The sequence below is a fragment of the Stenotrophomonas sp. 28608_Sma genome, assembly GCF_056486185.1.
The window spans coordinates 290,361-313,900 of record NZ_CM151308.1 but is presented as its reverse complement, the minus strand read 5'-3'; the positions used below and the strand labels follow the sequence as shown (position 1 = coordinate 313,900).

Below are 23,540 nucleotides of genomic sequence, written 5' to 3'. Positions count from 1 at the left end.
CTCCTGCCGTTACTTCAGGCTGATCGTGGTGTTGACGCCATGGCTGAGCGTCTCGTCATCGAACCAGCGCGCGGTGACCGTCTTGGTCTGGGTGTAGAACAGCACCACCTGCTTGCCGTACGGGCCCAGGTCGCCCAGCTTGGAGGCGCGCGAACCGGTGAACGAGAACAGCGGCACCGGCACCGGAATCGGCACGTTGATGCCGACCTGGCCGACGTCGATGTCTTCCTGGAACTTGCGCGCGGCGGCGCCGGACTGGGTGAACAGTGCGGTGCCGTTGCCGTTCGGGTTGCTGTTGACCATCGCGATGGCCTCTTCCAGCGTCTCCGCTTCGAGGATGACCAGCACCGGCCCGAAAATTTCTTCCTGGTAGATGCGCATGTCGGTGGTGACACCGGCAAAGATGGTCGGGCCAACGAAGTTGCCCTTCTCGAAACCATCGACCTGCGGCTTGCGGCCATCCAGCACCAGCTTGGCGCCCTGCTCCACACCCGATGCGATCAGGCCTTCCACGCGCTCGCGGGCGCTGCAGGAAATGACCGGGCCCACATCGGTGCCGGCGACGGTGCCGCCGCTGACCTTCAGGGTCTTGGCCTTGGTGACCAGGTCCTGCACCCAGTTGCGTGCTTCACCGACCAGCACCAGAGTGGAGGCGGCCATGCAGCGCTGGCCCGCGGCACCGAAGGCGGCGCCGACCATCGCGTTGAGGGTCTGTTCCTTGTTGGCGTCCGGCAGCACCACGGCGTGGTTCTTGGCGCCCATCATGCACTGCACGCGCTTGCCGGCCAGCGAGGCACGGTTGTAGACGTGGGTGCCGACGCGGGTGGAACCGACGAACGACACGGCCTTGATGTCCGGGTGGTCGCAGATCGCGTTGACCACTTCCTCGCCGCCGTGGACGACGTTCAGCACGCCCTTCGGAATGCCTGCTTCCAGCGCAAGCTCGACCAGGCGCATGGTGACCATCGGGTCCTGCTCGGACGGCTTGAGGATGAAGGTGTTGCCCGTTGCAATCGCCATCGGGAACATCCACAGCGGGATCATCGCCGGGAAGTTGAACGGGGTGATGCCGGCGCACACGCCCAGCGGCTGCATGATCGTGTAGGTGTCCACGCCATTGGCCACGTTGTTGGCCAGTTCGCCCAGCTGCAGGTTGCCGATGGCGGCGGCGTGCTCGACCACTTCCAAGCCACGGAACACATCGCCTTCGGCGTCCGGCAGGGTCTTGCCCTGTTCGGCGGTGAGGATGTGGGCCAGCTCGCTCATGTTCTCGCGGATCAGCTGCTGGTACTTCAGGAAGATGCGCGCGCGGGTGCCGATCGGGGTCTTGCGCCAGGTCTTGAAGGCTTCCTTGGCGGCGGCGACGGCGGCGTCCACTTCGCCGGTGGTGGCGAACGGCACCTTGGCCAGCACGTCCTGGGTGGCCGGATTGATCACGTCCTGCCAGTGGGAGGTGGCCGATTCAACGAACTGGCCATCGATCAGCATGCGGATACGGGGCGCTGCAACAGTCATGACGACAATCCCACAGGGTGCGAAAGATGCTTGGCATTATTCACAGCACCCACCTCGATTTCCGGGCTGAATCCGCTTAATCTGGCCAACACGCCAGACGATTCATGTTAATTCTGTGAATTATTCAGCCCCCCAGCGACAACTTGGCCTGCGCCTACTACGGCTGCGCGAGCAGCGCGGCTACAGCCAAGTGGACCTGGCCCGCGCCTTGGGCCTGTCGGCCAGTTACCTGAACCAGATCGAGCGCAACAAGCGCCCACTCACCCCGGCCGTGCAGAAGAAGCTGGGCGAGGTACTGGGCGATGTTTCCTCACTGTTCGACGAAGATGAGCCCGCTGCCCTGCAGGAAGCGCTGGGCGAGACCCTGCGCGACCTCGGCTTGGCCGAAGTCAGCGCGACCGAGCTGCGCGCCCTGGCTGGCAACCTGCCGCAGGTCAGCCGCGCGCTGCTGGACCTGCACCGCCGCCACCTGGCGCTGCGCGAGCATGCCGCCGCGCTGGAGTTCCAGCTGGGCGAGCCCGGTGCCGGCAGCACCCTGCCCGCCGGTGACCAGGTGCGCGAGTTCTTCAACCGCATGCACAACCACATCCCCGAACTGGACGAGCTGGCCGAGCAGCTGTTCGCCGAATGGGGGCTGTCGCCCGGGCATGTGGCACCGCGGCTGCGCCAGCTGCTGGCCGACCGCCATGGTGTGCTGGTGGAAGTGGCCGCACTGCAGGCCGGGCGCGAGAAACGGCAATACGATGCCGGTGCGCGGCGGCTGTGGCTGCCCGATTACCTTGAGCCCGGCCAGCAGGCGTTCCAGATGGCGGCCGAGCTGGCCCTTCACGGCTACCTGCCGCAGATCGATGCGGTAGTGGCGCGCGCTGGCTTTACCGATGAGGCACGCATCGCGCAGGCGCGGATTGGCTTGTCGAATTACTTCGCCGGTGCGTTGGTGATGCCGTACATGCGTTTCCTGCGTGCGGCCGAGGCCAGCAGTTACGACATCGAGCTGCTGGCGCACCAGTTCGGCGTGGGCTTTGAAGCGGTCTGTCATCGGCTGAGCACGTTGGCGCGGCGCAGCGCGCCCGGCCTGCCGTTCTTCTTCATCCGCGTGGACCGTGCCGGCAACGTGTCCAAACGCCATTCGGCCACCGATTTCCATTTCTCGCAGGTGGGAGGGTCGTGCCCGCTGTGGATCGTCTACGAGGCGTTCAACCAGCCGGGGCGCATCCTTACGCAGACCGCGCGCATGCCCGATGGGCGTCGTCATTTCTGGCTGGCGCGGCAGGTCAGCAGTGGTCCGGTCGGCCATGGCCAGCCGCGCAAGACGTTCGCGGTGGCGCTGGGCTGCGATCTGCAGCACGCCGAGCGGCTGGTGTATTCACTGGGGCTGGATGTGCAGAGTCCGGGTAATTCGGTGTCGATCGGACCGGGGTGCCGGGTGTGTCCGCGTGAGGACTGCATGCAGCGCGCGTTCGCGCAGTTGCCGGGGCGGTAGGGTTGGTTCGGCAGGGCTGCGCCCTGCACCTGCGGTAGTGCCGGCCGCTGGCCGGCAACCTCAAAAGCAACAGCTGGCATTCCATGGGTTGGCGGGGCGGGTCCGGACAACCGATTTGGTAGGTGCCAACCTTGGTTGGCACAACCTTGCCGTGCGCGAAGTGCATCCACGCGTGGCGTGGCTCTACTAGTCCCAGAACACGGTCAACACGCGGTGACCTGTGGAGGGCGCAGGCGCGTCGATGTGTTGCCCGTACGGCCAGCCTTCGCCGACGCCGTCGCATTCCAGGCCCTGCAGCCAGCCTTCCACGGTTGCGGCATCGGCGCTGGTCAAGACGTGCACGTTCTCTGCAGCTGGCCATTCGCTGTCGTCTTCCAATGCACTGCCCCAGTCTTGGTGCAGGCCCACGTAGACACCTTCCACTTCAGGCTTTGCCGCAATCGCAACCAAGCGTGCGTATACCTCGGCAATCGGTGGGCGCCCATAGCCCCACTGGTTCGGTGCGATGCACTCCTCGAAATCGTTGCCTTCGAAATACGCGGCCAGCGGCACCACCGGCAGGTGCTCCGGATCGCGTTGATCGAGGCGTTCAAGCACGTCCAGCAGCTTCTGGCGAGGGGACATGGGGCATTCCTTGCAATGGGGAGCCGCGATTGTATCCATCGCGATCAATAGATCGGCGTCACCTTCATCTGCGGCAGCGGGCGCGGTGCGCCGTCGGTGAGGTCCGGGCCGAGGTCCTCCCAGGTACGTCCCTGCTCGACCATCAGCCCCCACAACTGCTGCGATGCCAGCCGCTTGTCTTCCGAGCCCAGCTTGTACGACGGTGGCGCCGGCTGGCCACTGGCAACCATCGAGTACGCCGCGCGGTAGGCCAGTACCTGCTGCGCCGGGTCGTCGGTGCGCGCCACTTCCAGCGTGTAGCGCTGGTAGGCCGAGGCCAGGTTGCGCCAGCGGATCCAATAGTGGTTCTCGAACGAGAACGAACAGAAGCGCGCACCGGCCAGGCTGCCCTTGTCGGCGATGCGGGTCAGCACCTCCTGTGGCATGTCCAGGTTCATGCCGCCTTCGTCGCCCTGCAGGCTGACGTGCACGATGCGATCGCGGTAGCCCGGTGCGCGCGCCTGCAGCAGGTCGCGCCAGTTCTGCATGGTCGCCACCACCGCGAACAGGAAACGGCCCAGTTCTGCGGCCGCCAGCGGCGTAGCGATCGACTGGTAGGTACGCTGCCAGCCGTGGCGGTTCTCGGTGGGCAGGAACACGGCGTGTTCCAGCGCCTGACGGCCACTGCTGCCGTGGCTCACGTCTTCGGCGTGCTGCGGGTAGACCAGATTGATGGCGAAGGTTGGCCAGCGCGGCAACGCGGCATCGAACAGGTGGATCGGGAAGTTGCTGCTGATGCCACCATCGGAGAACCAGCAGATGCGGAACGCGGTGATCACCGGTCCGCAGGTCTGCCCGGCACTGGTCAGCCCTTCCATGCTGTCGGCGACGTTGTGCTCCTGGTCGGCCGCAGGTGCGGTCGGTTCACAGCGACGCTCGCGGCGTGAGGGCTCATGCAACGGCACCGCGCTGATCAGCAGCGGGAAGCTCAGGCTCATGCGCGTGGCCACCAGCACCGGCAGCTTCGGGCCCTGCGGCAGGTGGTAGTACCGGCGCCCTTCCACCTCCAGTGGCGGGCCGGCCTGCGTCACCAGCCACTGCACCACGCTGGCCGGAAACAGCTGCTCGAACTCCTCGCGCAGGAACCAGAACTGCGCGCCGCCCAGCGGCAGCGTGCGCGGCTCGTTGTGCGACACACAGGTGGTGATCATCTGCAGGCTGATCGCATGCGGGCTGTCCGGCTCGCCGGCATAGCGCGGCGCATCGTGCAGGTCGGCGAACGTGAGCGGTGCATCCAGCGGCTTGCCGGACAGCTGCTGCAGGCATTCATGCAGCCACTCGGTCAACGCCGGCGTGCGTGCATCGCGGCCGAGGCCGCTGCACAGGCCCAGCAGGTTACGGCGCGCCACCCGCGCTACCCGCAGCGCGGCACCGGCCACGCCGGCACCATACGCGCACAGCAGTGATGGCAGCAGCGTGGCGGCCACACCGCTCCAACCGCCGCCCCACCAGCCCAGGCCGAGCAGCAACGCCAGCGACACCAGCACCTCCAGTGGCGCAATCTCGAACACCGCGATGGCCAGGCACAGCAGCTTGTGTGGCAGGCCGGCATTGCCGGTCAGCACCACCAGCAACCGATAGGCGGCGCGCGCGCCCCGTGCCGGCTGGAACAGGCTGTAGATGAAGCCGCGCCGCGACAGCTGCGCCGACACCGCCGACAGCCCGCCGTAGCCGGCATCGCCGGGCAGGTGCTCGCCGGCCTGCTGGCGACGATCACCGCACGCCGCCGCGGCCGCCACCGCCGCGGCAATGGCGCCGGCCGAGGTGCCGCCGATGCTCTTGAAGCGATACTCGCGCGCCAGCGCCAGTACCGCATTGGGGTACACGATGCCGCTGGTGATGCCGCCTTTCATGACCAGATCGCAGTACTTCGCCGCCACGAGCCACCTCCCGTCTGTCGGTGCCCAGTATGGCAAGAGGCGCTCTCACAGCCTGAGAAGCGAGCCACAGCCCTGCGCTTTCATTGGCCCTTGACCATTGGCCTCGACGCGTCCACCGTGGGCACGCCGAAGGTATCCTTGCCGTGGCATTGATGGCGGCAGGGATTTAAACGGGAATCCGGTGAAGGCGCCTTGCGCGCCCATTCCGGAGCTGCCCCGCAGCGGTGAATGGAAACGAATCCTGCCAACAGCACTGGGCTCACGCCTGGGAAGCGGCAGGTAGTAGGTGGGCTGCGGCCCGTGTCCATCAGCCCGAATACCGGCCCCGGCCGGGGGACACGACCGTCCCCTGACTCGACCTGGAATCTCCGCGGGGAGGTTGCCGGGGCCGTCGTTGTCCTGCGCCTGCAGGCGGTGCGGCCGCGTGCGTCCTGTTCACGGTTTCCGGCCAGACTGTTCACCCACGCGCTGATGCATGGGCCACCGCCGTTGCCGGCGGTCCATGCGGTACCTGACGATGACCGAGCTCCAACGCCCCACCCTGTCCCTGCCCGAAAACGGCCAGCGCCTGCTGCTGCACTCGTGCTGCGCCCCCTGCTCCGGCGAAGTGATGGAGGCGATCACCGCCTCCGGGATCGACTACGCGATCTTCTTCTACAACCCCAACATCCACCCGGTGAAGGAATACGAGCTGCGCAAGCAGGAGAACATCCGCTTCGCCGAACAGCACGACATCCCGTTCATCGACTGCGACTACGACACCGACAACTGGTTCAGCCGTGCACGCGGCATGGAAAACGAGCCCGAGCGCGGCATCCGCTGCACGATGTGCTTCGACATGCGCTTCGAGCGCACTGCGCTGTACGCGCACGAGCACGGCTACGACACCATCAGTTCGTCGCTGGGCATCTCGCGCTGGAAGAACATGGCGCAGATCAACGACTGCGGCATCCGTGCCGCGTCGCGCTATGAAGGCCTGCAGTACTGGGACTACAACTGGCGCAAGGGCGGCGGTGCCAGCCGCATGATCGAGATCAGCAAGCGCGAGCAGTTCTACCAGCAGGAATACTGCGGCTGCGTGTACTCGCTGCGCGATGCCAACCGTCACCGCCGCGAGAATGGCCGCGAACGGATCAAGATCGGCCTGCTGTACTACGGGCAGGACGCTGAGACGCCGCAGGGCGATTGACGTGTGGGCATGGGGCGGCCACGCTGGTCGCCCCTTCTGCTGTACCGGAACTGCCATGACCGCCCTGCCCGCCGATGTCGCCCTGCTGGTGATCGACCTGCAGCCGGACTTCATGCCCGGCGGCGCGCTGGCCTGCGACCAAGGCGATGCGCTGGTGGCACCGATCGCCGATCTGCTGGCACAGCGCCGCTACCGCACCGTGGTGGCAACACAGGACTGGCACCCGGCCGACCATGCCTCGTTCGCCAGCCAGCACCCCGGCCAACGCCCCTTCGAGACCATCCTGCTGCACGCGCAGCCGCAGACCCTGTGGCCGGACCACTGCGTGCAGGGCAGCGCCGGTGCCGCGCTGCATCCGGGCGTGGACTGGACCGTGGCCGACCTGATCCTGCGCAAGGGCACGCGCCAACAGGTGGATTCATACAGCGCCTTCCGCGAGAACCATGGCCCCGATGGCGAGCGCCCGGCCACCGGCCTGGCCGGCTGGCTGCACGAACGCCGCATCCGCGAAGTGCACGTGTGCGGCCTGGCCCGCGACTACTGCGTGCTGTGGAGCGCGCAGGACGCGGTGAAGTCCGGCTTCCGGGTGAAATTCCTGTGGGAGCTGACCAAGCCGGTGACCGACGCCAACGACGCGATGGTGCGCGAGGCGCTGGGCAAGGCGGGGATCGCGATCGTCTGACCCAGAGCGGTAGTGCCGGCCGCTGGCCGGCAACCTCGGGATCTCTGCAGTTGCCGGCCAGCGGCCGGCACTACCGGATAGCACCCGTGGTAGCGCCGGGCCATGCCCGGCGGACGCGGGATGGGCGATTACCGGAACACCACCGTTCGGTGCCCGTTGAGCAGGATGCGGTGCTCCACATGGCGGCGCACGGCGCGCGCCAGCACCAGCGATTCGGTATCGCTGCCCAGCCGCACCAGCTCGCGCGGCGCCATCGCGTGGTCCACGCGGGCCACGTCCTGTTCGATGATCGGGCCTTCGTCCAGATCCTCGGTGACGTAGTGCGCGGTGGCGCCGATGATCTTGACCCCGCGCGCGTGTGCCTGGTGGTACGGCTGCGCGCCCTTGAAGCTGGGCAGGAAGCTGTGGTGGATGTTGATCGCACGGCCGGCCAGCGCGCGGCACAGCGTGGGTGACAGGATCTGCATGTAGCGCGCCAGCACCACCAGATCGATGCGTTCGCGCTCGACCAGGTCGATGATCTGCTGCTCCTGCACCACGCGCGTATCAGCGGTCACCGGCAGGTGGTGGAACGGCACCTGGTAGGACGCCGCCAGCGGCGCGAAGTCGGCGTGGTTGGACGCTACTGCGGCAATGTCCACCTTCAGCTGGCCGCTGTGGGCACGGAACAGCAGGTCGTTGAGGCAGTGCCCCTGCTTGCTGACCAGCACCAGCAGGCGTGCACGGCGGCGGCCATCATGCAGCTGCCAGTCCATGCCGAAGCCGGCGGCGAGCGTGGCCATGGCGGCGTGCACGGTCTCCAGCGGCAGGCCGGCATCGCGATCGAAATGCACGCGCAGGAAGAAGCGGCCACTTTCCTCATCACCGAACTGCTGGGCGTCGAGGATGTTGCAGCCGTGGTCGAACAGCAGGCCGGATACGCGGTAGACGATGCCGGTACGGTCGGGACAGGACAGGGTGAGGATGGAATCGGGGCGCATCGCCCGAGTGTAGGGCAGCAGCCTGTCCTCGGGATCGATGGTCACCGATGCAACCGACCTGCTTGGTTCAGTCCCAAGCGATACTTGGGTTTCTCCATGGCAAGCTGGTCGGTCATGAACCTGTTGCAACTGATCCGCAGCTTCACCCGCACCGCAGAGACCGGCAGCATTGCCGCAGCGGCCCGCATCCTTGGCATCAGCGCCACCGCAGTCGGCCAGAACATCAACCGGCTGGAGGCGCATCTGGGCGTACGGTTGCTGAACCGAAGTACGCGCCAGCTGGCCCTCAGCGAGGCCGGCGCGCTGTACCTGGCGCAGGTGCGCCACATCGAAGCCGACCTGGCGCGCGCGCAGGCGATGGTCACCTCTGGTGACATCGAACCGGCCGGACCACTACGCATCGCCAGCAGCAGCGCGTTCGGTCGCCACGTACTTGCCCCCTTGCTGCCTTCGCTGCAGCAGCGCTACCCGCAACTGCAGCTGGAGCTGCGCCTGACTGACCGCGCCGTGCAGCACGGCCCGGAAGCGGTGGATGCCAGCATCCGCATCGGTGCACAGCTGGAGGACGGTGTCGTCGCACGGCAGCTGGCGCGCGTGCCGTTCGTGTTCTGCGCCTCGCCGGCCTATCTGAAGGCACACGGCACCCCGCAGCAACCCTCCGAGCTGAGCGGCCATCGCGGGCTGCTGCACCGCTTCCCCACCGATGGCCGGCCGCTGCGATGGGGCCTGTTGAAGGATGGCCAGCGCGTGGACGCCGCACTGCCGCCGAGCATGGTCTGCGATGACATCGATGCGCTGGCGACGCTGGCCGCAGCCGGTGCCGGCATCACCCGGCTGGCCGCATTCGTGGCCGAGCCGTACCTGCGCGATGGCCGCCTGCAGGCAGTGTTCGGCGCCGACACTGCATGGCGCCCCGAACCGATGGAAGTCTATTTCTGCGTCAGCGACCGCCGCGATTTCACTGCCAAGATCCGCGCGCTGTTCGAGCACCTGCAGGCCGGCATGGCGCCGGCCTGGCGGGTGTGAGCCTCAGCGCGTCTTGAACACGCCGCGCGCATCGCGCGGCTCGCAGCGCAGGTACTGCGGCGCCGGTTCCACGCTGTCGCGCAATGCGGCGGCGGCATGCCACGGCCAGCGCGGGTCGTAGAGGATGCCGCGCGCCAGGGCTACCGCATCGGCGTGGCGATGGCGCAGGATCGATTCGGCCTGCTCCGGTTCGGTGATCATGCCCACGGCGATGACCGGCATGCGCACCTTGGCCTTGATCGCCGCCGCGAACGGCACCTGATAGCCCGGGCCGACGGTGATCTTCTGGCGCTCGTCCAGGCCGCCGCTGGAGACATGCAGGAAGTTGCAGTCGCGCGCGTCCAGCACCTGGGCCAGCGCCTCGCTCTGCACCAGGTCCCAGCCGCCATCGACCCAGTCGCTGGCAGAGATGCGCACGCCCACGGCGACCTTGTCGGACACTGCCGCACGCACCGCATCGAACACCTCCACCAGCAGGCGCAGGCGGTTCGGCAGCGAGCCACCGTAGCCATCGGTGCGGCGGTTGCTCAGCGGCGACAGGAACTGGTGCAGCAGATAACCGTGCGCGGCATGCAGCTCGATCAGCTCGAAGCCCAGGCGCTCGGCGCGCACCGCACTGGCGGCGAAGGCGGCGATGACCTCGGCGATGCCGGCCTCGTCCAGTTCCTGCGGTGCCGGATCGGCGGCATGGAACGGCAGCGGCGACGGCGCCACGGTGGCCCAGCCACGCGCATCGTCGGCCGGCAACTGGCCACCACCGTCCCACGGACGCCTCACCGAGGCCTTGCGGCCGGCATGGCCCAGCTGGACGCCCAGCGGCATCGGCGACCAGCGGCGGACGCTGGCCAGCACCTGCGCCAGTGCGGCCTCGGTGCCGTCATCCCACAGGCCCAGGTCGGCCCAGCTGATGCGGCCGCGCGGTTCGACCGCGGTGGCTTCCAGGATCAGCAGGCCGGCACCGGACTGCGCCAGGTTGCCCAGATGCATGGCGTGCCAATCGCTGGCGCGACCGTCTTCGGCGGAGTACTGGCACATCGGCGCGATGACGATGCGGTTGGACAGGGTCAGGGGGCCGAACGAGATCGGCGAAAACAGCTGGCTCAAGACGGTGATGAACGACGTAGGGGGTGCGTATTGCACCGCCGCACGGCCTGCGAATCAACCGTCTGGATGGATCGCTGTTTCGCGGTGGGCGTGCAGCCGAGCGTGTGCTCGGCTCAGGATGAGGCCCACGCGGCCAGCGCCTCGGCGCAGTCCCGTTCATCCTTGAACTGCAGCAGGTCGTCGGCGCGGGTGCGGCCACGGTTCAACGCCGCCACCGGCAGCCCTGCCCTGGCCGCCGCCTGCACGAAGCGGAAGCCGGAATAGACCATCAGCGATGAACCCACCACCAGCACGGCGTCGGCCTGCTGCAGGTGCTCCTGCACCGCCTGCACGCGCTCCCGCGGCACGTTTTCGCCGAAGAACACCACATCCGGCTTCAACACGCTGCCGCAATGCGGGCACTCGGGCACCACGAACGCGGAGAAATCGGTCTCCAGATCGGCATCACCATCGGGCGCGATGCCTGCCTCCAGCGCGTCCCAGCCGGGATTGGCGTCCAGCAGGCGCTGCTGGAAGTCTTCACGATCGCTGCGACGCTCACAGCCCATGCAGCGCACCAGATCCAGGCGGCCATGCAGGTCGATCACGTTGTGGCTGCCGGCACGCTGGTGCAGGCCGTCCACGTTCTGGGTCAGCAGCACCTGCAGCTTGCCTCGGCTTTCCAGCGCGGCCAGGGCCTGGTGGGTGCCGTTGGGCCGGGCCAGGCCGAAGCGCGGCCAGCCGAGCAGGCTGCGCGCCCAGTAGCGCTGGCGGGTGGCCGCCTCGCCCATGAAGGCCTGGTAGGTCACCGGCGGCGTGCGTTTCCACTGGCCGTCGGCATCCCGGTAATCGGGAATGCCCGAGGCGGTGCTGCAGCCGGCGCCGGTCAGCACGAACAGGCGCTGGGCACGGTCGATGAAGTCGGTCAGTGGCAGGGTCATGGCTGCCAGATGGGGGCGCGGTGGCGCCCCCGCAAGCGCCGGTCCGTTGGCCGGGTCAGGCCGCCGGCAGCGGCGGTACCGCGATCGGGTGGCCTTCCTCGTCCAGCGCGATCATCACGAAGTGACCGCGGGTGCACAGCTTGCGCTCGCCGCTGTGCAGATCTTCGGCGACAAGTTCCACCTCCACCTTCATCGAGCTGCGGCCGACTTCGACGATGCGGCCGATGGTTTCCACCATCTGGCCGATGCGGATCGGCAGCTTGAAGTCGACCTGGTCGCTGCGCGCGGTCACCACGGTGCGGCGCGAGTAACGGGCGGCGGCCAGGAAGGCGGCCTTGTCCATCCACGCCAGCGCCTGGCCACCGAACAGGGTGCCAAGGTGGTTGGTGTGGTTGGGAAAGACGATTTCGGCCATGCGCACTTCGGTGGGCGGCACGGTCTCGGGGATGGGGGTCATGGGGGGGCTTCGGTGTGGGGTGCTGCGGATTCTAAGCGACCGGCGTGATGGCCATCGGAATGCACGTGCAACGGTCACCCGGCAGCGGTGCCTGCGCAGGCCGCGCCTGCGGCAGGCGTTACACTGCGCCACGCCCACTGCCAGGACCGCCCATGCCCGCCACTTCCGACCTGCTGGCCTTCGCGCTGGTTTCACTGGCCATGGTGCTCACGCCCGGGCCGAACATGATCTACCTGATCTCACGCTCGATCTGCCAGGGGCCGATGGCAGGCCTGATCTCGCTGGGCGGGGTGGCGCTGGGCTTCGTGTTCTACATGCTGTGTGCGGCACTGGGCATCACCGCCCTGCTGATGACCGTGCCGTTCGCCTACGACGCGCTGCGCATCGGCGGCGCGCTGTACCTGCTGTACCTGGCCTGGCAGGCGCTCAAGCCCGGCGGCCGTTCGCCGTTCGCGGTGCGCGAACTGCCGCAGGACAGCCCGCGCAAGCTGTTCACGATGGGGTTCCTGACCAATCTGTTGAACCCGAAAGTGGCGGTGATGTACCTGTCGCTGCTGCCGCAGTTCCTGCATCCGGACGGCGAGGGCAGTGTGCTGATGCAGTCGATCGTGCTGGGCTCCACCCAGATCGCGGTGAGTGTGACCGTGAACGGCATGATTGCGCTGACCGCTGGCAGCATCGCCGGTTTCCTGGCCGCGCGCCCGACCTGGCAGGTGGTGCAGCGCTGGCTGATGGGCACGGTGCTGGCCGGGCTGGCGGTACGCATGGCGGTGGAAGGGCGACGCTGATTGTAGAGTCGAGCTTGCTCGACCGCTTTGCGCGAACGGCAGTCGAGCAAGCTCGACTCTACAAAGGCCCGCGTGCAGCATGACGGCCGGTAGCACCAGGCAGGCTCCGCCGGGCATGGCCCGGCGCCACCAACAAAAAACCCCGGCGTTGGCCGGGGTTTTTTGTTGCGACAGATCTGACCGGTTCGATCAGAAGTTCATGTCGAAGGCGACTTCGCCCTGCACGCCGACCTGGTAGGCCGAGACGCGGCGTTCGAAGAAGTTGGTCAGCTCCTGCACGTCCTGCAGTTCCATGAACGGCAGCGGGTTGCGCACGTTGTACTTCTTTTCCATGCCCAGCTTGGCAAAGTGCTGGTCGGCACAGTGCTGCAGGTACTGGCGCATGTCGCGGGTCGAGATGCCGGCCACGCCACCGGACAGCACGTCCTCGGCGAACTGCACTTCGCATTCGATGGCTTCGGCCAGCATGTCGTAGACCTGCTGCTTCATCTCGTCGTCGAACAGGTCCGGTTCTTCCTCACGCACCACGCGCACCGACTCGAACGCGAACTCCATGTGCGCGCTTTCGTCGCGGAACACCCAGTTGGTGCCCGAGGCCAGGCCCGGCAGCAGACCGCGCGAACGGAAGTAGTACACGTAGGCGAACGCAGCAAAGAAGAACAGGCCTTCGATGCAGGCGGCGAAGCAGATCTGGTTGAGCAGGAACTGGCGGCGCTCGGCACGGGTCTCGATGCGCTTCAGGTCCTGGATCGAGTCGATCCACTTGAAGCAGAAATCGGCCTTCTTCTTGATCGAGTCGATGTTCTCCACCGCGGCGAACGCTTTGACGCGCTCTTCCGGATCCGGCAGGTAGTTGTCGAGCAGGGTCAGGTAGAACTGCACGTGCAGCGCTTCTTCATACAGCTGGCGCGACAGGTACATGCGCGCTTCCGGCGCGTTCAAGTGCTGGTACAGGTTCAGCACCAGGTTGTTGGACACGATCGAGTCGCCGGTGGCGAAGAACGCGACCAGGCGGTGGATCAGGTGACGCTCGCCCGGCGACATCTTGCTGTGCAGATCGGTGATGTCGATCTGGAAGTTGATCTCTTCCACCGTCCAGGTGTTCTTGATCGCGTTCCGGTACATGTCATAGAACTGCGGGTAGCGCATCGGGCGCAGGGTCAGTTCAAAACCGGGATCGAGCAGCATCTGCTTGGGCTTGTCGGCCATGGGTGTTTCCTTGAATTCCTGGGTGAGCCGCCGGGCATGGCCCGGCGCTACCGTGGGTGATGATCGTTGGCCGGGGTTGCCGGCCAGCGGCCGGCACTACCGCGCGGCGGTGCCGCTCTTACTGGCAGGCCTCGCAGGCTTCCGGGTTTTCCAGCGAGCAGGCGATGGCTTCGTCCGGGCTGAACACCTTGGCCGGGGCTGCGCTGCTCACCGTGGTCTTGGCGATCTTGGTGGCCGGGCGCGAACGCAGGTAGTAGGTGGTCTTGATGCCCTGCTTCCAGGCGTACATGTACATGGAGGACATCGCGCCGATGTTCGGGCTTTCCATGAACAGGTTGAGCGAGGCCGACTGGTCGATGAAGGCACCACGCTCGGCGGCCATGTCGATCAGCGAACGCATCGGCAGTTCCCACGCGGTGCGGTAGACCTCGCGCAGCGTTTCCGGAATCTGTGCCACGCCGGCGATGGAGCCTTCGGCCAGCTTGATGGCATCGCGCATGTCGGCGGTCCACAGGCCCAGCTTCTTCAGCTCGTTCACCAGGTAGCGGTTGACCTGCAGGAAGTCACCGGACAGGGTCTCGCGCTTGAACAGGTTGGACACCTGCGGCTCGACGCACTCGTAGCAGCCGGCGATCGAGGCGATGGTCGCGGTCGGGGCAATCGCGATCATCAGCGAGTTGCGCAGGCCGTGTTCCTTGATGCGGGCACGCAGGGCATCCCAGCGCTCAGCGTCTTCCGGCACCACGTTCCAGGCGTCGAACTGCAGTTCGCCACCGGCGGCGCGGGTGTCGTTGAACGACGGGTGCTTGCCGCGTTCCTGGGCCAGCTCGCAAGAGGTTTCCAGCGCGTGGAAGTAGATTGCTTCGGCGATCTTCTTCGACAGGGCGCGGGCTTCGGCGCTGTCGAACGGCAGGCGCTTGCGGAAGAACACGTCCTGCAGGCCCATGCAACCCAGGCCGACCGGACGCCAGCGCAGGTTGGCGCGGCGGGCGGTTTCGATCGGGTAGAAGTTCAGGTCGATGACGCGGTCGAGCTGGCGCACGGCCAGGCGCACGGTCTCGGCCAGCTTCTCGAAGTCGAACTCGTTGTGCTCGTCGAAGTGGTTGCCCAGGTTGATCGAACCCAGGTTGCACACTGCGGTTTCATCGTTGGAAGTGACTTCCAGGATTTCCGTGCACAGGTTGGACAGGTGGATCACGTTGCCCGGACGCAGGGTCTGGTTGCTGGCGCGGTTGCACTTGTCCTTGAAGGTCATCCAGCCGTTGCCGGTCTCGGCCAGCGTACGCATCATGCGGGCGTACAGCTTGCGCGCGGAGATGGTGCGGTTGGCCTTGCCCTGGGCTTCGGCCTGCAGGTAGGCCTGCTCGAAGGCTTCGCCGAACAGGTCGGTGAACTCCGGCACGACGCGCGGATCGAACAGCGACCATTCCTGGTCGGCCTCGACGCGCTTCATGAACAGGTCCGGCACCCAGTTGGCCAGGTTCAGGTTGTGCGCACGGCGGGCTTCGTCACCGGTGTTGTCACGCAGCTCGAGGAAGTCCTCGACGTCGGCGTGCCAGGTTTCCAGGTAGACGCAGGCTGCGCCCTTGCGCTTGCCGCCCTGGTTCACCGCGGCCACGGACGAATCCATGGTCTTCAGCCACGGCACGATGCCGTTGGAGTGGCCGTTGGTCGACTTGATCAGCGAACCACGCGAACGCACGCGGGTATAGCTGACGCCGATGCCGCCGGAGAACTTCGACAGCTGGGCGATGTCGCCGTACTTGGAATAGATCGACTCCAGCGAGTCCTGCGGCGAATCCAGCAGGAAGCACGAGGACAGCTGCTCGTGGGTGGTGCCGGAATTGAACAGGGTCGGGCTGGACGGCAGGTAGTCCAGGTTGCCCATGCGCTTGTACAGCGCCAGGGTCTCGGACACATCCTCGCTCAGCGCGCTGGCAATGCGCAGGAAGAACTGCTGCGGGGTCTCGATCACCTTGCGGGTGTGCGGATGGCGCAGCAGGTAACGGTCGTACAGGGTACGCAGGCCGAAGTAATCGAAGTTCAGGTCCAGCGAGATGTCGATGGCATCGTTGAGCTTGCGCGCGTTGGTCTGCACGAAGTTCAGCAGGCGGTCGTTGATCAGGCCGACTTCATGGCCACGGCTGACCGACTGCGAGAAGGCGTAGATTTCCTGGCCCGAGACTTCCTTGGCGATGTAGTTGGCCAGCAGGCGCGCAGCGAGGCGGCCGTACTCGGGCTCTTCACCGATCAGCAGGGCGGCGGTGCGGATGGACAGTTCGTCCAGCTCGCGGGTGGTGGCGCCGTTGTACAGGCCGGAAATGGTGCGGGTGGCCACGCGCATCGGATCGACGGCGTGCAGGCCTTCGGAGGAACGCTGCACCGCGCGCACGATCTTGTTCAGGTCCACCAGTTCGGTCGTGCCATTGCGCTTGGTCACACTCATCGCGTTGGCCGTCGGCGGCGACGTCAACAGGAATTCGCTTTCCTTCTCGATGGTGGCGCTGGATTCGGTGGTCACGGCGTGTGTCCTCTTGGCGTGATTGGTGGGTGCTCGATGCATCGGGTGACGCAGCCCGGGACATGACAGCCCAGGATGGCAGGACGGCGTCGCAGGGGATGAGACCCTGCGCCTGCCACTACCGTTGACGATCGCGGATGGGTACCCCGGGCACCCCCTTGAATTGGGGTTGCTGCGACCGACGGCCACAAGATAGTGGGGGTAATGGGGTCCGTCAACGCCAAATGTAGTGAAATTCGGCAATCCCTTGCGCCGCAAGGATCGTGCCATCGGCGCCCGGATCAGACGCTTCAGACCTGCCGGAACGGGCTGCGCAGTCAAGCCCGAAAGGCGTCATCGCGGTGGTACAACGCACCGCGAAAACGGAACAATGACAGCTTCACATGACAGTGATGAAACTGGCTAGGGACAACCCTGTGGATAGCTGGTGGGCAGCCGGTGGGAATCCGGTGGACGGGTGACTTCCGGCCGGTGACGCCCGCGCGCTGGCAGCGGATGCTGGCCGCTCGCTCCCGGAAAAGGATGCTCCGATGCACCTGCGGTTGCCCGCGCTGGCCCTGCTGCTTGCCCTGTTCATTGCCCCGGCGCTGGCCGCCGAAGGGCCGGACCTGCGTTCGGACCAGTGCGGCATCCATACCGACTACGACGTGCTGGTGGACAGCGGCGGCATCTGGCTGCGGCATGGCCCGCAGGCGCCGCACGAGGTGGTGTTCCACGATGGCGTGCTGAGCCTGGACGACACGATCGTGCCGGTCAGCGAGGCCGACGCCGCCCGCCTGCGGCAGATGGAGGCCGGGGCGCGGCAGCTGATGCCGGCGGCCACCGCGCTGGCCCATGAAGTGAGTGGGCTGAGCTTCGACGTGCTCGACGGGGTCTATGAGAGCCTCACCGGCACCGCCAACAGCCGCAAGGTCCGGCGCCTGCGCCGGCAGGCCGATGACTGGATCGGCGGCACGCTGGGCAAGGGTTACTGGGAACAGGCAGTGTTCGGGCCGGGCTTCGAGGCCAAGGTGCAGGACATGGCCGAGTCGCTGTCCGCGTCCATCGCCCGCAGCGTGCTGTGGCAGGTGTTCACCGGTCGCAGCGATGCGATGGAGGAACGCGCCGACCGCCTGGACGCGCAGATGGAACAGCAGCTGGAAGGCCGCGCCGAGCGCATCGAGGCCCGCGCGCAGGCGCTGTGCCCGCTGGTGCAGTCGCTGGCAGACGCCCACGACGCGCTGGAGGTGCGCTACCAGGGACAGCCGCTGCGGCTGCTGGAGCGCGGCGAGAGCGTGCGGGTGGAGCACGGCGATGGCTCGGGCCTGCATGTGTCGGCCGGGCCGGATGAGCGGCCGCGTGGGAATGCGGTGGCGCCGACCCGGTAACCGCGCGGCGGATGCCGGCCAGCGGCCGGCACTACCGGAACCCTGGCCGGCAACGCATTTACCTGGGTGGCGCCCTCACGCCCGGTGCGGGGTACCCAGGTACTCGGCGCTCTGCATTTCGATCAAACGCGAGGCGGTGCGCTCGAACGCGCCCTGCAGGCGCTGGCCGGTGTACAGCTCGATCGGCGAGGTGCTGGCGGTGCAGACCAGGTTGACGTGGCGGTCGTACAGCTCGTCGATCAGGTTGACGAAGCGGCGCGCGGCATCTTCGTTCAAACGGTCGAAGGCGGGGATGCCGCCCAGCAGCACGGTGTTGAACTCGTGCGCGATCTCGATGTAATCCGACGGGCCACGCGGGCCTTCGCACAACGCGGCGAAATCGAACCAGGCAATGCTCTTGCCACGGCCGCGCACCGGGATCTTGCGGCCTTCGATCTCGATGTTGCCGGGCTTGGCCGGCTGGCCGCCGCTCAGTTCGTTCCAGCGCGTGGCCAGCCACTCATCACTGTCGGCGGCCAGCGGTGCGCGGTACACCGGCGAGCGGGTCAGCGCGCGCATCCGGTAATCCTCGGTGCCCTCGGCGTACAGCTCCACGCAGAAGCGCTGCAGCAGGCCGATGGCCGGCAGGAAGCTCTCGCGCTGCAGGCCGTTGAGGTACAGGTTCTCCACCGCTGTGTTGGAGGTGGTGACCAGGGTCACGCCTTCGGCGAACAGGCGCTCCAGCAGCCGTGCCAGCAGCATCGCGTCGCCGATGTCGGTGACGAAGAATTCGTCCAGCACCAGCACCCGCAGGTTGCTGCGCCATTCCTGGGCGATCTTCGCCAGCGGGTCGCTCTGCCCCTGGTGCTCGCGCAGGCGCTCGTGGACGCTGCGCATGAAGCGGTGGAAATGCGTGCGGTACTTCTGTTTGATCGGCAGGCCGTCGTAGAACAGGTCGACCAGGAAGGTCTTGCCACGGCCGACGCCGCCCCAGAAGTACAGACCCTTCACCGGCTCAGGCTTCTTCCAGAACGAGGACAGGCGGTCCAGCCAGCCGTCTTCGGCGCTGTCGACCAGGCCCAGGTGGATGCGGTCCAGTTCGGCCAGCGCTGCGTGCTGGGCCGGGTCGTTCTGCCAGTCGCCACGGGCAACCCCTTCCGCGTACCGCTGCGACGGGGTCAGCTCGGTTGCACTCATGCCGCCGCGCCCAGCCAGTGCTTCACGCCGTGGGTCAGCGCGCCACGCAGATCGATCAGCTTGCGGTGGAAGAAATGGCTGGTCTCCGGCATGCGCACCAGCTCATGCGGGACGTCCAGCGTGTCCAGCCACTGGTAGACGGCCTGCGGGTCGACGATCTCATCCTGCTCGCCCTGGATCACCAGCCAGCGCGCCGGCGGCGCGATGCCATCGAAATCCCAGCGGCCGGCCGGCGGTGCGATCGAGATCAGCGCTTCCGGCTGCAGCGCGGCAGCAGCCTTCAGCGACACGAACGCGCCGAAGCTGAAACCGGCCAGCCACAGGCGGTCGTCGGGCCGCTGGCTGCGCACCCAGGCGGCGACGGCTTTCAGGTCATCCTGCTCGCCCACGCCATGGTCGAACTCACCGGCCGACGCGCCGACGCTGCGGAAGTTGAAGCGTACCGTGGCGATGCCCAGCTCGCGCAGGGTGGTGGCGGTCATGGTGACCACCTTGTTGTGCAGGGTGCCGCCTTCGGTGGACAGCGGATGGCAGATGATGGCCACGATCGGCTGCGCCGGCACATCGGCCTTGGGCAGGTCGACGACCACTTCCAGCGGGCCGGCCGGGCCGGCCAGTTCGAGGCAGGCGGTTTCGCCGGGGGCGACGGGGAACGAAGGCTTGTGCATGGCACCATGATACCGTCCCCTGCCCCTGCCCTGTGCTCGCCCCATGCTCTACCTGTCCTTGGCCGTGATCTGCAGCGTGCTGGTTTCGGTGTTGTTGAAGGTGGCCGGACGCCGCCAGCTGGATGTTTCGCAGATGGTCACCTGGAACTATCTGGTGGCGGCAACGCTCACCGCCGTGGTGCTGCAGCCGCCGCTGGACGCACTGCGCGCGCCACATGCCCCGTGGCTGTCGCTGCTGGCACTGGCGGTGGTGCTGCCATCGATCTTCCTGGTGCTGGGCCGCGCAGTGGCGGTGGCCGGCATCGTCCGCAGCGACGTGGCGCAGCGCTTGTCGTTGCTGCTGTCTTTGGCCGCCGCCTTCCTGTTCTTCGGCCAGACTGCGACGCCGTGGAAGCTCGCCGGTCTCGCCCTGGGCCTGCTGGCGATGGTGGCGATCAGCCTGCGCCCGCGCGGCCCGGCGGTGGCGTCCTCACCGGGTGGCTGGGGCTGGCTGCTGGGCGTCTGGGCCGGGTTCGCGGTGGTCGACGTGCTGCTCAAGCAGGTGGCGCTGTCCGGCACGCCGTCGATGGCGGCGGTGCTGGCCAGCTTCAGCGTGGCCTTCGTGCTGATGCTGGCACTTCAGCTGTGGCGGCACGCCAGTGGCCGCAGCCGGTTGGCCTGGCGCAACCTCGGTGCGGGCGCGCTGCTGGGCCTGCTCAACGGCGGCAACATTCTTTTCTATGTGCACGCGCATCAGTCCATGCCGGAGAGCCCGGCCACCGTGTTCGCCGGCATGAACATCGGCGTGGTGGTGCTGGGCGCGCTGGTGGGCGTGTTCGCCTTCGGCGAGGCCACCACGAAGTGGAACCGCGCCGGGCTGGCGCTGGCGGTGCTGGCGATTGGATTGATCGCCTGGGGCTGAGCCCGGCCTCGGGGTCAGAGCCCATTTCGTTGGAATGGGATCCGACCCGGCGCTGGCCGTTATTTATCGAAGCCCAGCAGCAGCGGATCGTGGTCGGAACTGCGCCACGGGCCCTGCACGTTGCGGCCCTGGTAGCCGCTGGCGTCCTGTTCGTCGGCATTGCTGTGCCACTCGGCGGCACCGCGCAGGCGCTGGGCCATGCCCGGGCTCAGCAGCGCATGGTCGAGGCGGCCGGTATAGCCGTTGTAGACGTAGCTGTAAGGATGCTCGACCTGGGCGACCTTGAATGCGTCCTGCCAGCCCAGGTCATGCAGGGTGCGGATCGGGTCTTCCATCGCGTAGGCGTTGAAATCGCCCAGCAGCACCACGTCCTTCACCTTCAGGCGGCCAGCTTCGGCCTGCACCCACTGGTTCAACTGCTTTGCCGATTCCACCCGGGTGGCATTCCAGCAACCCTGGCCATCGTTGCGGTCGGCATCGCCGCCGCTGGCATCACGGCAGCCCTTGGACTTGAAATGGTTGGCGACCACCATGAACGGTGCGCCCTTGCCCTGGAAGGCCTGCGCCAGCGGTGCGCGGCTGTGTTCGGCGAAAGGACCGTCGGTTCTGGTCAACGGCTTGCCCAGCGGCTTGAACGCGCTCCTGCGATAGATGATGCCAACCCGGATCGGGTTGCTGCCCGGCCCCTCGCCGGCATCGACGAAGGCCCACTGCTTGTCGGCGGCAAGACCGGCGTTGAGGGCGCTGACCAGTTCGGCGATGGCCGACTGCGGGCCATAGCCATCGTTTTCCAGTTCCATCAACGCGGCGATGTCGGCACCGAGCGCGTTGACCGTGGCCACCAGCTTGCCGACCTGCGCCTTGTGCTCTTCCAGCGTGCGCGCGCCGCGCAGGGTCGGGAAGCCACCGCCCTGGCCATCGCCATTGAAGAAGTTCTCCAGGTTGAATGCAGCGATATGCAGGCTGCCCGGCACCGTCGGCACCGCCGGACGCTTCAGCTCGGGCAACGTGAGTGCACCCTCGACCTGCAGGCGCGGACGGCCCTGTGCGTCCACGTGCACGACACCTTCCACATTGCGCAGCTGCATGCCGGTGCGCAGCACCGGGTTGGCTGGCAGGTAGGCCACGCTGGCCGGGTCGCGGGCTTCGCTGCCGTCGTCCAGCAGCAGGCGGCGGCGCTGGTTGTCGGCCATCACCTGCTCATAGCCGGCAGTACCCGGCGCGGCCACTTCGGTCGGCTGCCAGAGGCGGCCATCGAAGGCCACGGTGAGCTGCCCAAAGCGCTCCAGGCCATCGGTGCCGGCCAGGGTGAGCGGTGCGGCGATGCGCACGCGCTGGCCATCCAGCGCACGCCAGTCGGCCGGCGCGGTGGTCAGCACCACGGTGGCGCTGCTGCGCGCGGCGGACGGCGACGCGACCGGTGCGGCCTGCGGCTGGGCCTGGGCAAAGGCGCCGGCCGGCAGCAGCAGGGACAGGGCAAGGGCGAGGGAACGGCGGCGCATCGACGGGCGACTCCATGGAAGAGGCGCACAGACTAACCCTGAAATGCGAAACCCCGCCTGCGGGCAGGGTTTTGACCTTGGTGGGCAAAGCCTGGGTCGTGCCGGCCGCTGGCCGGCAACCTCATGACCTTCGTGCGATGCGTGGTTGCCGGCCAGCGGCCGGCACTACCGGTTACTTCAGGTTGCCCAGCATCCAGTCCACGGTGGCGTGGATCTGTTCCTCGGTCAGCGCCGGGTTGCCGCCCTTGGGCGGCATGATGCCGCCATCCGGACCGGTATAGCCCTCGATGGCGTGCTTGTAGAGAGTGTCCTTGCCCTGTGCGATGCGCTTGTCCCAGTGCGAATGGTCCAGCGTCGGCGCCATGCCCACGCCGGTGGTGTGACAGGCGGTGCACAGGTTGTCGAAGATGACCTTGCCGTCCTTGGTGCCGCCGTAGGCCACCTGCGAGGCGGCCTTGGCCAGCGCGGCGGCCTTGGCCGCAGCCTGCGCGGCGGCGCCGGTGCTGCCGGCATAGACCGCGCCGGTGGGCGAGATGCGCTGCTCGGTGCGCTTGGCCGCGGTCGGCGACACCTCGGGCGGAATCCGGGTGTGGATGTAAGCGGCAAGGAGGATGAGGCCGAGGGTGATGGTCGCCAGCAGCGCGATCACCATGGAGAAGCGTTTCAGGAACTCCAGATCGTAATTCCGCACTCTTCGTTACCCCTGGCTGATAGTCGTTGGACCACGGCTGAGCGACTGCGTGATGGACCGAGTATAGAACGCGCTTTGCGTGCGACAACAGGCGTCACTGCTGGTGCGGCGCAGCATTCGGACCCGGTAGTGCCGGCCGCTGCCCGGCATCGCCAGCCCGCCGGATGGATCGTGCAGAAGCCGGCCAGCGACCGGCTCTACCGGATTACCGGGCGCCGATCGCGCGCAGGCAGAAGCTGCAGATCGCATCCACCAGTGCGTCTTCGTCGCGGTGTGCTTCGCGGCTGGGCGCGGTCGGGCCGACCATCGCCTCGGTGAAGGCGCCGACGAGGCAGGCGGCGGCCACATGCGCGTCCTGCGCCGGCAGCTCACCGGCGGCCACGCCCTCCTCCACCAGCCGCAGGAACACGTCGCCGAAGGCACGACGACCACGCATGCGCTCGGCTTCCACGTCCGGGTCGACCGGTTCGACGATGAAGGCATGCGCCAGCCCCGGCCCGGCCAGGGCGCGGCGGACGAAGGCGGTGATCGCCAACCGCAGGCGCTCGCTGGCCACCTCCGGGCCGCTGGCGATGCGCTCCATGATCGCGACCTCGTGGGCCACCGCGGCGTTGAGAACCTCCACGAACAGCTCGGCCTTGGACGGGAAGTGCCGGTAGATCAGGCCGGTGGACACCCCCGCCTGGGTCGCCACGGCGGTCACCGGGGCATTGCGCCAGCCGCCGGTGGCGACCAGCTCACGGGTGGCCAGCAGGATCCGTTCACGGGCCCCGGCCAGGCGTTCTTCCATCAGTGCAGAGCGTTTGTAGGCCATGTTT

At 67.3% G+C, this 23,540-nt stretch carries 21 protein-coding genes and 1 riboswitch; of the genes, 7 read left to right on the top strand and 14 right to left on the bottom strand.

Annotated features, from left to right (window positions below):
- Positions 1-9: 9 nt before the first annotated feature.
- Complete coding sequence (locus ACZLHH_RS01360; RefSeq protein ID WP_049399840.1) at positions 10-1,515, bottom strand: CoA-acylating methylmalonate-semialdehyde dehydrogenase; 1,506 nt, start codon at positions 1,513-1,515, stop codon at positions 10-12.
- Between the two features lie 115 nt (positions 1,516-1,630).
- On the opposite strand from ACZLHH_RS01360, the gene ACZLHH_RS01355 reads away from it, so the two are divergent.
- Positions 1,631-2,998: a helix-turn-helix domain-containing protein gene (locus ACZLHH_RS01355; protein WP_099480804.1), complete on the top strand. Its 1,368-nt coding sequence runs from the start codon at positions 1,631-1,633 to the stop codon at positions 2,996-2,998.
- A gap of 186 nt (positions 2,999-3,184) precedes the next feature.
- Here the strand turns inward: ACZLHH_RS01355 and ACZLHH_RS01350 are convergent, their stop codons facing one another.
- Both ACZLHH_RS01350 and ACZLHH_RS01345 read right to left on the bottom strand, forming a co-directional pair.
- A complete protein-coding gene (locus ACZLHH_RS01350; RefSeq protein ID WP_071229413.1) occupies positions 3,185-3,622 on the bottom strand; it encodes a hypothetical protein in 438 nt (145 codons plus the stop codon).
- 44 nt (positions 3,623-3,666) lie between these two features.
- Positions 3,667-5,541, bottom strand: a complete 1,875-nt coding sequence (locus ACZLHH_RS01345) for a patatin-like phospholipase family protein (protein WP_459056910.1) — start codon at positions 5,539-5,541, stop codon at positions 3,667-3,669.
- Positions 5,542-5,668: 127 nt separating this feature from the next.
- A riboswitch (cobalamin riboswitch) is annotated at positions 5,669-5,883 on the top strand.
- A gap of 160 nt (positions 5,884-6,043) precedes the next feature.
- Here ACZLHH_RS01345 and ACZLHH_RS01340 point away from each other — a divergent pair.
- On the top strand, positions 6,044-6,730 hold the full coding sequence (locus ACZLHH_RS01340) for an epoxyqueuosine reductase QueH (RefSeq protein ID WP_080291760.1): 687 nt from the start codon (positions 6,044-6,046) through the stop codon (positions 6,728-6,730).
- 55 nt (positions 6,731-6,785) lie between these two features.
- Positions 6,786-7,412 (top strand): bifunctional nicotinamidase/pyrazinamidase, encoded by a 627-nt coding sequence (gene pncA, locus ACZLHH_RS01335; RefSeq protein WP_180845007.1) that lies wholly within the window; start codon positions 6,786-6,788, stop codon positions 7,410-7,412.
- 128 nt (positions 7,413-7,540) lie between these two features.
- Here the strand turns inward: pncA and purU are convergent, their stop codons facing one another.
- The gene (gene purU / locus ACZLHH_RS01330) at positions 7,541-8,392 is read right to left on the bottom strand and encodes a formyltetrahydrofolate deformylase (protein ID WP_049421018.1); all 852 of its coding nucleotides are present in this window, start codon (positions 8,390-8,392) and stop codon (positions 7,541-7,543) included.
- A gap of 114 nt (positions 8,393-8,506) precedes the next feature.
- Between purU and ACZLHH_RS01325 the strand changes: the two genes are divergently transcribed.
- A complete protein-coding gene (locus ACZLHH_RS01325; protein ID WP_049399772.1) occupies positions 8,507-9,418 on the top strand; it encodes a LysR family transcriptional regulator in 912 nt (303 codons plus the stop codon).
- A 3-nt stretch (positions 9,419-9,421) separates the two neighbouring features.
- On the opposite strand, the gene ACZLHH_RS01320 is transcribed toward ACZLHH_RS01325, so the two are convergent.
- The 3 genes from ACZLHH_RS01320 to ACZLHH_RS01310 all read right to left on the bottom strand — a co-directional run bounded on the left by ACZLHH_RS01320 (position 9,422) and on the right by ACZLHH_RS01310 (position 11,899).
- Positions 9,422-10,522, bottom strand: a complete 1,101-nt coding sequence (locus tag ACZLHH_RS01320) for an NADH:flavin oxidoreductase/NADH oxidase (protein ID WP_180844601.1) — start codon at positions 10,520-10,522, stop codon at positions 9,422-9,424.
- Between the two features lie 113 nt (positions 10,523-10,635).
- Positions 10,636-11,442 carry an NAD-dependent protein deacetylase gene (locus tag ACZLHH_RS01315; RefSeq protein WP_149909494.1) on the bottom strand — a complete coding sequence of 269 codons (807 nt, stop codon included), beginning with the start codon at positions 11,440-11,442 and terminating at the stop codon, positions 10,636-10,638.
- 55 nt (positions 11,443-11,497) lie between these two features.
- Entirely contained in the window at positions 11,498-11,899 is a 402-nt protein-coding gene (locus tag ACZLHH_RS01310) for an acyl-CoA thioesterase (RefSeq protein ID WP_004153688.1), read from the bottom strand.
- Between the two features lie 152 nt (positions 11,900-12,051).
- On the opposite strand from ACZLHH_RS01310, the gene ACZLHH_RS01305 reads away from it, so the two are divergent.
- Positions 12,052-12,687 (top strand): LysE family translocator, encoded by a 636-nt coding sequence (locus tag ACZLHH_RS01305; RefSeq protein WP_032128209.1) that lies wholly within the window; start codon positions 12,052-12,054, stop codon positions 12,685-12,687.
- A 189-nt stretch (positions 12,688-12,876) separates the two neighbouring features.
- On the opposite strand, the gene ACZLHH_RS01300 is transcribed toward ACZLHH_RS01305, so the two are convergent.
- Positions 12,877-13,896 carry a ribonucleotide-diphosphate reductase subunit beta gene (locus ACZLHH_RS01300; protein WP_008264781.1) on the bottom strand — a complete coding sequence of 340 codons (1,020 nt, stop codon included), beginning with the start codon at positions 13,894-13,896 and terminating at the stop codon, positions 12,877-12,879.
- A gap of 118 nt (positions 13,897-14,014) precedes the next feature.
- Positions 14,015-16,417 (bottom strand): ribonucleoside-diphosphate reductase subunit alpha, encoded by a 2,403-nt coding sequence (locus tag ACZLHH_RS01295; protein WP_180844600.1) that lies wholly within the window; start codon positions 16,415-16,417, stop codon positions 14,015-14,017.
- A 530-nt stretch (positions 16,418-16,947) separates the two neighbouring features.
- Between ACZLHH_RS01295 and ACZLHH_RS01290 the strand changes: the two genes are divergently transcribed.
- Positions 16,948-17,784 (top strand): DUF2884 family protein, encoded by an 837-nt coding sequence (locus ACZLHH_RS01290; protein WP_121503034.1) that lies wholly within the window; start codon positions 16,948-16,950, stop codon positions 17,782-17,784.
- 75 nt (positions 17,785-17,859) lie between these two features.
- Here ACZLHH_RS01290 and zapE read toward each other — a convergent pair whose 3' ends face one another.
- Positions 17,860-18,960 carry a cell division protein ZapE gene (gene zapE, locus ACZLHH_RS01285; protein ID WP_032128212.1) on the bottom strand — a complete coding sequence of 367 codons (1,101 nt, stop codon included), beginning with the start codon at positions 18,958-18,960 and terminating at the stop codon, positions 17,860-17,862.
- Positions 18,957-19,628: an alpha/beta hydrolase gene (locus tag ACZLHH_RS01280; RefSeq protein WP_180844599.1), complete on the bottom strand. Its 672-nt coding sequence runs from the start codon at positions 19,626-19,628 to the stop codon at positions 18,957-18,959. Before ACZLHH_RS01280 ends, zapE begins: the two co-directional genes overlap by 4 nt.
- A gap of 43 nt (positions 19,629-19,671) precedes the next feature.
- Here ACZLHH_RS01280 and ACZLHH_RS01275 point away from each other — a divergent pair, with 43 nt between their 5' ends.
- Positions 19,672-20,529: an EamA family transporter gene (locus tag ACZLHH_RS01275; protein WP_121503033.1), complete on the top strand. Its 858-nt coding sequence runs from the start codon at positions 19,672-19,674 to the stop codon at positions 20,527-20,529.
- A gap of 59 nt (positions 20,530-20,588) precedes the next feature.
- Here ACZLHH_RS01275 and ACZLHH_RS01270 read toward each other — a convergent pair whose 3' ends face one another.
- From ACZLHH_RS01270 to ACZLHH_RS01260, 3 genes are all read right to left on the bottom strand, one after another.
- Entirely contained in the window at positions 20,589-22,031 is a 1,443-nt protein-coding gene (locus ACZLHH_RS01270; protein WP_049400583.1) for an ExeM/NucH family extracellular endonuclease, read from the bottom strand.
- A gap of 172 nt (positions 22,032-22,203) precedes the next feature.
- Positions 22,204-22,722 carry a c-type cytochrome gene (locus ACZLHH_RS01265; protein WP_005407662.1) on the bottom strand — a complete coding sequence of 173 codons (519 nt, stop codon included), beginning with the start codon at positions 22,720-22,722 and terminating at the stop codon, positions 22,204-22,206.
- Positions 22,723-22,927: 205 nt separating this feature from the next.
- Positions 22,928-23,536: a TetR/AcrR family transcriptional regulator gene (locus ACZLHH_RS01260; protein ID WP_005407661.1), complete on the bottom strand. Its 609-nt coding sequence runs from the start codon at positions 23,534-23,536 to the stop codon at positions 22,928-22,930.
- Positions 23,537-23,540 lie beyond the last annotated feature (4 nt).